This window comes from Acinetobacter sp. AB03, from assembly GCF_058107045.1.
In genome coordinates this window covers 2117271-2126915 of record NZ_JBUEBA010000002.1, presented here as the reverse complement: position 1 = coordinate 2126915, position 9645 = coordinate 2117271, and the positions used below count along the sequence as shown (strand labels likewise).

Annotated in this window: 6 protein-coding genes; all 6 read left to right on the top strand. The window is 43.8% G+C overall.

The genetic code is table 11. The features are described 5' to 3' along the window. The first annotated feature begins 108 nt into the window (after nucleotides 1-108). Nucleotides 109-3378 (top strand): LysM peptidoglycan-binding domain-containing protein, encoded by a 3270-nt coding sequence (locus ACY3FQ_RS10815; RefSeq protein WP_489774039.1) that lies wholly within the window; start codon nucleotides 109-111, stop codon nucleotides 3376-3378. Between the two features lie 35 nt (nucleotides 3379-3413). Next, nucleotides 3414-5255, top strand: coding sequence for an extracellular solute-binding protein (locus ACY3FQ_RS10810; RefSeq protein WP_489774037.1), 1842 nt, complete (start codon nucleotides 3414-3416; stop codon nucleotides 5253-5255). Between the two features lie 21 nt (nucleotides 5256-5276). Beyond that, complete coding sequence (gene yejB, locus ACY3FQ_RS10805; protein WP_489774035.1) at nucleotides 5277-6338, top strand: microcin C ABC transporter permease YejB; 1062 nt, start codon at nucleotides 5277-5279, stop codon at nucleotides 6336-6338. Further along, nucleotides 6338-7348 carry an ABC transporter permease gene (locus ACY3FQ_RS10800; protein WP_201950807.1) on the top strand — a complete coding sequence of 337 codons (1011 nt, stop codon included), beginning with the start codon at nucleotides 6338-6340 and terminating at the stop codon, nucleotides 7346-7348. The genes yejB and ACY3FQ_RS10800 overlap by 1 nt, the downstream gene beginning before the upstream one ends. After that, a complete protein-coding gene (locus ACY3FQ_RS10795) occupies nucleotides 7326-8915 on the top strand; it encodes an ABC transporter ATP-binding protein (RefSeq protein WP_201950808.1) in 1590 nt (529 codons plus the stop codon). The genes ACY3FQ_RS10800 and ACY3FQ_RS10795 overlap by 23 nt, the downstream gene beginning before the upstream one ends. A 118-nt stretch (nucleotides 8916-9033) precedes the next feature. Then, the coding region (locus tag ACY3FQ_RS10790; protein WP_489774033.1) for an oxidoreductase at nucleotides 9034-9645 on the top strand (612 nt) is incomplete at its 3' end.

Below are 9645 nucleotides of genomic sequence, written 5' to 3'. Positions count from 1 at the left end.
AACATTTATACTGATTTCAAGTTAAATTAACGCCTTGTGTCTGCGGCGTGCTTTACTACAATGGCAGATCTAAAAAATAAATTTTATACGAGTTGTTTGGATTTTCTTATGTATAAGTCAGCTGCCATTTTTGGCCAACCGATGTTACCGACATTATTTAAAATTACAGTACTCGGTTCAGCTCTCGCGACACTTGGACTGGCTGGTTGCTCCTCGACGCAAAGTGCAACGCAAACATCTAAATCCAAACAAGTCGTATCAAACTACTTAGACGCAAATAGTCTAGATTCTTTAGAAGATTTACTTTCTGCAACCGACATGCGTGCGGTGGAAGGGGATCGACTGTTGGTGTTAAAGCACGGTGACGTTTGGAAGCGTATGACCGTGGGCTTTAAAATGAATAGCGATCATTGGAATCCGCGCATTGATGCACAGCGTGGTTGGTTCATTTCACGCCAACCGTATTTGGACCGTTTAAGTGCACGTGCTTCACGTTATTTGTATCACACCGTTAAAGAAGCCGAGCGTCGCGGATTACCAACAGAGCTGGCTCTTCTGCCTGTGATTGAAAGTTCGTATGATCCTGCTGCAACCAGTAGTGCTGCGGCTGCGGGCTTATGGCAGTTTATTCCAAGTACGGGGCGTATTTATGGCTTAAAACAAAGTAGCCAATATGACGGTCGCCGTGATGTGGTCGAGTCAACACGTGCCGCGTATGAGTTCTTGGGCAGTTTATATAACCAGTTTGGTTCGTGGGAACTTGCCCTAGCAGCTTATAACGCAGGTCCGGGCCGTATTCAACAAGCGATTAACCGTAATAAAGCCGCAGGTTTGCCGACAGATTATTGGTCATTAAAACTGCCTGAAGAAACTATGAACTATGTGCCACGTTTCTTGGCGGTTGCGCAGATCATTAAAAATCCAAATGCCTATAACATCAATTTACCACCGATTGCCAACCGTCCGCACTTTAGAGAAGTTACTGTGGGCGCGGTGAGTCTAAATGAAGTCGCGTCGATTACCGGTTTAAGCCGTGCCGAGCTGTATCAGTTAAACCCGGGACACCGCGGTGAATGGATTGATGGTGCAAGTCCAATGCGGATTTTAATTCCTGCGGATTTGAGTCCTTCAGTGGATGTACGTTTGAAAAAATTACAGGGTGGTTCAGGCGGCTTGTGGGCATCTGCAAATACCAAACTGCCTGAAAATAACCAAACGATTCAACCAAGCAAAATTGAACCGCCGACCTTAAACACCAAAGCGATCACACCGTCGAAAACTACACCACCTGTTTTAGCGACGACAACAACAAAAACCACAACAGGAAAGCCTGCCACTTCGTCTACAGTGACGTCGTCGAGCAGTACTGCTATTGCGACGCCTACCCGTGGTTCAACGCCTAAAGGGTCTAATGCACTGGCTGCTTTTGCTGCCAATAGCGATATTCCAAGTGCGCCGCGTATTCCAGTTGCGGTTACGCCAGCGACCCCAGTGAAACCAGTTTCCGTTGAACCACCAATTTCAGCAGCAGAGCGTGAGCAGTTAACCGCGGCAATTCAAGCCGAAGGTCAAAGCAAAACTGTCGATGAAGTTCTGAAACCAGTTGCGACCAAAGCAGAGCAAGCTGAAGTGGTAGCTGAAATTCAAGCTTTGGCCCCTCAAGGCACAGAAATTGTGGATCCTTTAGATGGTAAAATTAAACTCACCGCAATTCAAACCAGTCAGTCCGTGGCAGAGCTGCAAGGTAAAGAGTTAACCAAAGGTTTTGCTTATCCAAAATCTGTGGCTGACAATACCCGTTTAGATTCAGATGAAGTGAAACGTAATCAAGGCAAAAACTTTGTTAAGACCGACTCTGAAATTGTGATTGTGCCGCCAAAAGGTAAACGTTCAACTTATACCGTACAACCGGGTGATACTTTGGCGCTGATTGCGGCCAAAAATGGGGTGAACTGGCGTGATGTGGCGAAGTGGAACCAAATGGATGCCAATGCCATACTTTATGTTGGTACATCGATTTATTTATATGATGCAAAACCACAAACTGAAAAAGTTGAAGTACGTTCTACAGTGAAAGCTGAGACTAAACCCGAGAGTTATACCGTTCGTGCCAATGATACCTTAACAGGCATTGCGGATGAGTTTGGTTTAAGCTTAAAACAGTTGGCTGACTATAACGGTTTAAGCGTAACGAGTGGTGTACGTGTGGGGCAAAAGCTTTCTTTAAAAGAAACAGCTCAATCCCGTACTAAATCCAACGATGAAAAAACTAGCAGACCAACCAAAGTGGCAACCCAGTCGTATACGGTGAAACGTGGCGAATATCTGAAACTGATTGCAGACCGCTATGCGCTGTCAAATCAAGAATTGGCAGATTTAACACCAGGTTTAAATGCGGGCAGCAACCTGTTGGTGGGACAAAAAATTAATGTGCCACTCAATGAGGTCAAAAGCTTGACGACAAGTAGTGCCAAAGCATCTCTAGTCAAAGCTGAGCCACAGTTCAAAGTTGAAAGTTATAAAGTACAACGTGGTGACACATTGTATAGCATTGCATCACAGTCGAAGATGAGCTTGTCGGAGTTGGCTGATCTCAACAATCTTTCAACCAATAGCGGCTTGCAAGTGGGTCAAAGTATTAAGATCCCTGCGGGTTCAACCGTACCAGATAATTATACTGTTCAGTCGGGGGATTCGTTAACTGCGATTGCTTCGAAATATAATTTGGGTATGGATTATATTGCTGACCTCAACAACATGAGTCGTACAGCGGGCTTACGTGCAGGTCAAAAACTCAAATTAACGGGTGAAGTGCCTACTGTTGAAACGCCGAAAACAGTCGAAAAACAAACTACTGCAAGTAATAACTCAACCGATATTCACGTGGTGAAATCGGGTGAAACCCTAAATAGCATTGCACGTAAATATCATTTGCAACTGAACTATTTGGCTGAATTAAACAACCTAAGCCGTACAGCCAATGTTCGTGTCGGTCAGCGTTTGAAAATTGAAGGCGATGTTGATTCAGCTCCAATCAAAACAGAAACAGTGGCAGCAAAACCACAAGCAACTTCTAGCCGTGCAACTGAAGCCTATAAAGTGAAGTCAGGCGAGTCGTTAAATTCAATTGCAAGCCGTGCTGGGATGTCGGTGTCAGAGCTTGCTGCTTTAAATAACCTGAGTCCGCGTGCGGGCTTGCAAGTTGGGCAGACCATTCAAATTCCAAAACTGATTTCACAGTACACAGTAAAACGTGGTGATACCTTAATTGGACTGGCAAGTCGTTATGGTATGGACACTTCGCAATTGGCTGAGCTCAATGACATTAAACCGAATACGCAGTTGCGCATTGGCGATGTAATTAAGGTGCCGAACTAATATTGAGTTGAAATGCAATTTCAGAGAAAGCTCCGATGAAGGTTAGAACAACACTCTTGCTGTTCAGCCTTGTATCGATTCCTTTAAAGGCATGGTCTGCACTGCAGACCATGCCTTTTATTGCACCTTATGGTACGCCGAAATACAGCCAATTGGATTATCTGCCTTATGCCAATGTACAGGCACCGAAGGGTGGCGAATTAACACGTGCAGTCATTGGGAGTTTTGATAACTTAAACAGCATGAATGGTCGTGGTACTGCGGTTGAGGGAACCAATTATTTATTTGACTCACTTATGAGTAGTTCCTTGGATGAGCCTGCGGTGATGTATCCATTGCTGGCAGAAAAGGTCAGCTATGACCCGAAAAACTTTAACGCTATCATTTTTCATTTAAACCCAAAAGCACGCTTCAGTGATGGCAGTATTGTTACCGCAGCCGATGTAAAGTTCAGTTTTGATATTTTTCAAACCAAGTCCAATTTTGGCTTACAGATGTATTTGTCGGATTTAGCCAAGACTGAAGTGTTGTCCAAATACAGCGTCAAAATGCATTTTAAAACACGAAATAATGTGGAAATGCCTTTGATTGTGGCCAGAATGCCAATTTATTCTAAAAAAGACTGGCAAGGCAAAGACTTTAGTCAAACTTCGATCAAACCGATTTTAGGATCAGGCCCCTATCTCTTAGAGAAAATCAATGCAGGGCAGCGAGTTGTTTATAAGCGTAATCCAAAGTATTGGGCCAGAGATTTAAAGGTCAATCAAGGGCGCTATAATTTTAACCGCTTGGGTTATGTGTATTATCGTAGCAAAGATATTGCTTTTACTGCGTTTAAGGCGGGTTTATATACTTTGCATGAGGAAGAGTCCGCACGACAATGGGTGACTGCTTATAACTTTCCCGCAGCGAAACAAGGTCTCGTTAAAAAATATCGATTTAAGCATTTCAATCCGATACCGACGCAAAGTTTTGTGTTTAATACCCGCCGTCAGCCTTTTCAAGATATTTATTTTCGCCAAGCTTTAACCTATGCCTACGATTTCGAATGGCAAAACAAGGCGATGTTCTATGGGCAATATCAACGCCTGCAAAGTTATTTTTCTAACAGTGAATTAGAGGCCAAAGGTGTGCCTTCGGCTGCTGAAATCAAAATCTTAAAGCCTTATTTGGCGAAATTACATCCTGTGCAGCGCGATGGTGTTTTAAAGAATTGGCGTTATTCGGCTTCGGATGGATCGGGTTATAATCGAAATAATTTGCTTATCGCACGACAGATTTTATTAAAAAATGGCTATACATATAATGCCAAAGGGCAATTGTTGGATCGGAAGAACAAGCCGATTCAGTTTGAGTTTCTGATTCAGCCGAGTGATGCTGTGCGTGAAATTACGCCTTTTGTTCGCCATCTAAAGCGCCTAGGAATACAGCTGAGGATTCGACAGGTTGACACACCGCAGTATTATGAGCGGATGCGTACTCAAGATTTTGATATGACCCTACAAACGATGCCACAGTCTTTGACACCGGGCAAAGAACAGGTGCAACTGTGGGGCAGTGCTTCAGCCCATCAGGTGGGAAATTATAATTATTCGGGTATTCAAAATCCGGTGATTGATCAGATGATCCAACAGTTGATTCAAGCGCCTGATCGTAAGCAAGTGGTCGTTCAAACGCGTATTTTAGATCGCTTGTTGCGTGCGGGTTATTATCAAATACCGACCTATGGTAAAGCGGATCAATGGTATACCTATTGGAACATGTATCAAAAACCGGCACGGAGTCCACAGTTGCATGTCGGTTTGGATTATTGGTGGAGTGATGCCAAACAGGCGAAAAAGGTGAGTCAGTACTTAGGTCAGGCAGCCAAGCCATAAGCTGGTATAGGGGTTTTTGAGATGCGTATGTATATATTCAAAAGGCTGTTGCTGATCGTTCCGACCTTATTTTTGATTTTACTAATCAATTTTGCTGTGATTCAAATTGCGCCCGGTGGTCCTGTTGAGCAAGCCATTCAACAAGCGAAAGCTATGCAAACTTTGGGTAATCTGGGCGGTGCAGGTGTAGGCTCAAATGTCTATCAAGGCGCGCAAGGACTTAGTGATGAAATGCTCGCAAAGATCAAAGCACACTATGGTTTTGATCAGCCCATGCATATACGCTTTTTTGAAATGGTAAAGAATTATGTGCAGCTGGACTTCGGTACGAGCTTCTTTAAAGACCAACCTGTTACAGTGCTGATTAAGGATAAATTACCTGTATCTGTATCTTTGGGGCTATGGAGTGCTTTGCTGATTTATCTGATTTCCATTCCTTTGGGCATCAAAAAAGCCCGATTGCACGGCACGGTGTTTGATCAGTCTACATCGCTACTGTTGGCAGTGGCCTATGCGGTTCCTGCGTTTATTTTTGCAATTCTCCTGATTGTGTTTTTTGCAGGCGGTTCTTATTTCCAATGGTTTCCCTTACAAAGTTTGGTCTCGGAAAATTTTGCGGATTTGTCGTTATGGGGCAAAATTAAAGATTATTTTTGGCACATGGCTTTACCGCTTTTGGCGATGGTGATTGGTGGCTTTGCCACAGTGACTTATCTCACCAAGTATTCGTTTATGGAAGAGCTAAGCAAGCCTTATGTGCTGACGGCACGTTCCAAAGGCCTGACCGAGTCGCAAGTGTTATATGGTCATGTGTTTCGCAATGCGATACTGACTGTGGTGGCAGGTTTACCAGAAGCTTTAATCGCTTACTTCTTTGTGGGCAATTTATTTATTGAGATCATATTTAATCTGGATGGTTTAGGTTTATTGGGCTTTGAAGCCATTGTGCAGCGTGACTATCCTGTGATTTTTGGCATATTGTTCATTTTTACTTTGTTGGGCTTGCTGCTGCGTTTAATTGGCGATGTGTTGTATCAGCTGATTGATCCGCGAATACATTTTGATTCGCAAGGGAGAGGCTGATGTCACCTATTTTACATGCAGGTTTCAAACGATTTAAGCAAAATAGGCTCGGTCTCAGTTGTTGTATTTTATTTCTTTGTGTTTTTGTACTGTCTTTAGCTGCAGAGCTGATCGCGAATGATAAACCGCTGTTGGTAAGGTATGATCAGACCTTATATTTTCCAGTATTGAAACACTATCCTGAAACGACTTTTGGCGGTGTTTTCGAAACTGAAACTGAATATAAAGATCCAGTGGTACAACAGCTGATTCAAGCAAAAGGTTGGGTTGTTTGGCCGTTGATCCAATATTCATATCAAACTCCCAATGTAGATTTGACTATCCCTGTACCGTCACCACCCACGATGCAAAATTGGCTCGGGACAGATGACCAAGGTCGTGATGTCTTGGCACGCGTGTTGTATGGTTTACGTGTCTCATTGCTGTTCGGTTTTATTTTGACTTTCAGTTCAGCTGTACTGGGCATAGTGATTGGAGCAATACAAGGTTATTACGGTGGTTGGATCGATTTAATCGGGCAGCGCATTTTAGAAGTGTGGGGTGGGTTACCTATGCTGTTCTTGGTGATGATTTTAGTCAGTATGTTTAGCCCAAATATTTACTGGCTGTTTTTAATCATGCTGTTATTCAGTTGGACAATTTTAGTTCCACTGGTACGTGCTGAGTTTTTAAGGGCACGTCAGTTGGACTATGTCCGTGCCGCGCGAAGTTTGGGTGTGACCAACCGAGCCATTATTTTTCGGCATATTTTACCCAACGCGATCAGCTCGAGTCTGTCACAACTGCCTTTTATCTTAACTGCCAATATTACAGCGCTAACAGCACTGGATTTCTTGGGTTATGGTCTACCGCCTGATGCGGCATCATTGGGCGAGCTTTTGTTACAAGGGAAGAATAATTTAAATGCACCATGGTTAGCACTGTCTGGCTTTTTCAGCTTAGCCATTGTGCTTGCGTTGTTGATGTATATCGGGGAGGCTTTGCGCGATGCATTTGACCCTAGACGATAATAGGACTGCTCACATACTTAAAGTGAATACACTGCGCATTCAAAGTGCAGAACGGGTATTGGTCGATCAGCTCAGTTTTGAACTGTATGCTGGGCAGACTTTGGCGCTGGTTGGAGAGAGTGGTTCAGGAAAATCGATCAGTGCTTTAGCCTTGATGGGTTTATTGCCGAAAGCATTGCAAGTGCACGGCTCAGTACTGTTAGACGGAAAAGAGCTACTAGAGTTAAACGATGCACAATTTAGGTCGATTCGTGGGCAAAAAATCGCAATGGTTTTTCAAGAGCCGATGACTGCCTTGAATTCTTTGCATCGGGTGGAAAAGATCATTGCCGAGACTTTGTGGTTACAGGGCTGGTCTAAAATGCAAGCTCGGCAACGTGTAATTGCCTTGCTGGAGGATGTGGGCATTCCAAATCCTGAAAGTGTGTTGCAGCGTTTTCCTTATGAGCTGTCTGGCGGGCAGCGTCAGCGGGTCATGATTGCCATGGCACTGGTGCAAGAGCCTGATATTTTGATTGCCGATGAACCCACCACAGCACTAGATGTCATGCTGCAAGTTCAAATTTTAGACTTGCTGAAGTCTTTACAACAGCGCCATAACATGGCCATGATTTTGATTAGCCATGACCTCAACTTGGTGAAACACTATGCTGATGATGCCGTGGTCATCCATCAAGGTAAGGTCGTAGAGCAAGGGGCGGTTGCGCAGATTTTTGAGCAGTCGCAGTCTACTTATACTCAAAACTTACTCAATCATTCTTTTGGTCAAGCCATTAATGTACAAGATGCAGCACCTTTGCTCTGCTTAAAACAACTTGAGGTTAAATTTCCGATTAAAAAAGGCTGGTTTAATCGCACGACACAGTATCTTGCTGCGGTTGAAGCTTTGGACTTGAGCTTGGCTCAAGGGCATTCGTTGGGAATTGTTGGGGAAAGTGGTGCAGGCAAAAGTTCTTTGGCACTGGCTGTAGCAAGGTTGATTGAAAGTCGAGGGCGGATTCTGTTTGGAGAACATGATTTAAACCAACTTTCGCAAAAAGCATTACGTCCGCTTCGCGGTGATTTTCAAATCGTGTTTCAAGACCCGTTTGCAAGTTTGAATCCACGCATGAGTGTTGAACAAATCATTGCAGAAGGTTTGACTTTAAAACCTTTGTCTTCATTTGAGAGGACGCAATGTGTTGAGAATGTCTTAACTCAGGTGGAGTTGCCAGTTATATTTAAAAGCTATTACGCGCATGAGCTATCCGGTGGACAGAGACAGCGTGTGGCTTTGGCACGAGCCTTGGTGCTTCAACCGAAACTATTGATTTTAGATGAACCAACTTCGGCCTTAGACCGAAGCACGCAGCGTTCGATTGTGGCGTTATTACGCCGCCTACAACACGAGCAGGGTATGAGCTATTTGTTTATTAGCCATGACTTACAAGTGGTACGTGCACTCTGCCAACAAGTTTTGGTTTTGCGACATGCCAAAGTAGTGGAATTGCAAGCCACTGAACAACTTTTTGAGCAACCGCAGTCTGACTATACGCGTCAATTGATTCAAGCCAGTCAGTATCAGTAAAATCATTTTCTAAATAAAAGATCAGAAATTTTGACAAAATGAATTGTCAAATTCTCTTGACTGTAGCCAAAAAACACATAGAGTAAAAACACTAAAAAATATTAAAGGATGAATTTTCATGAGCCAGCTTGCAAGCGCAATCGACATTGGGCAGGTCCATTTTAAAAATAAGATGATTAAAGGGGCAATGAGTGAAGCACTGGCTAATCATGCTGGCCAGCCGAATCATTTGCACTTAGGCTTGTATGAGGCTTGGGCAAAAGGAGGCCTAGGCTGTGCCATTACAGGTAATGTGATGGTGGACTTCCGAGCTAAAAATGAGCCAGGCGTGGTGGTGATTGAAACCGAGCGTGACTTAGAACCACTAAAACAATGGGCTGCGATTGGTAAAAAACATGGCATGGTGCAATTGGTACAGTTGTCACATCCGGGCCGTCAATGTCCTAAGGGCTTAAATAAGGAAACGGTTGCACCTTCAGCAGTACCATTTAGTCCCGCTTTATCAATGAGTTTTGGAACGCCGCGAGCGCTTCGTGAAGATGAAATCCTTGATATTATCCAGCGCTTTGCAACTTCAGCTGCCATTTGTGAGAAAGCAGGCTTTGAAGGCGTGCAATTACATGGTGCACATGGTTATCTAATTAGTCAGTTTTTATCGCCGTTGACCAATAAACGCCAAGATCAATGGGGTGGCTCTGCTGAAAACCGCATGCGTTTTTTATTGGAAATT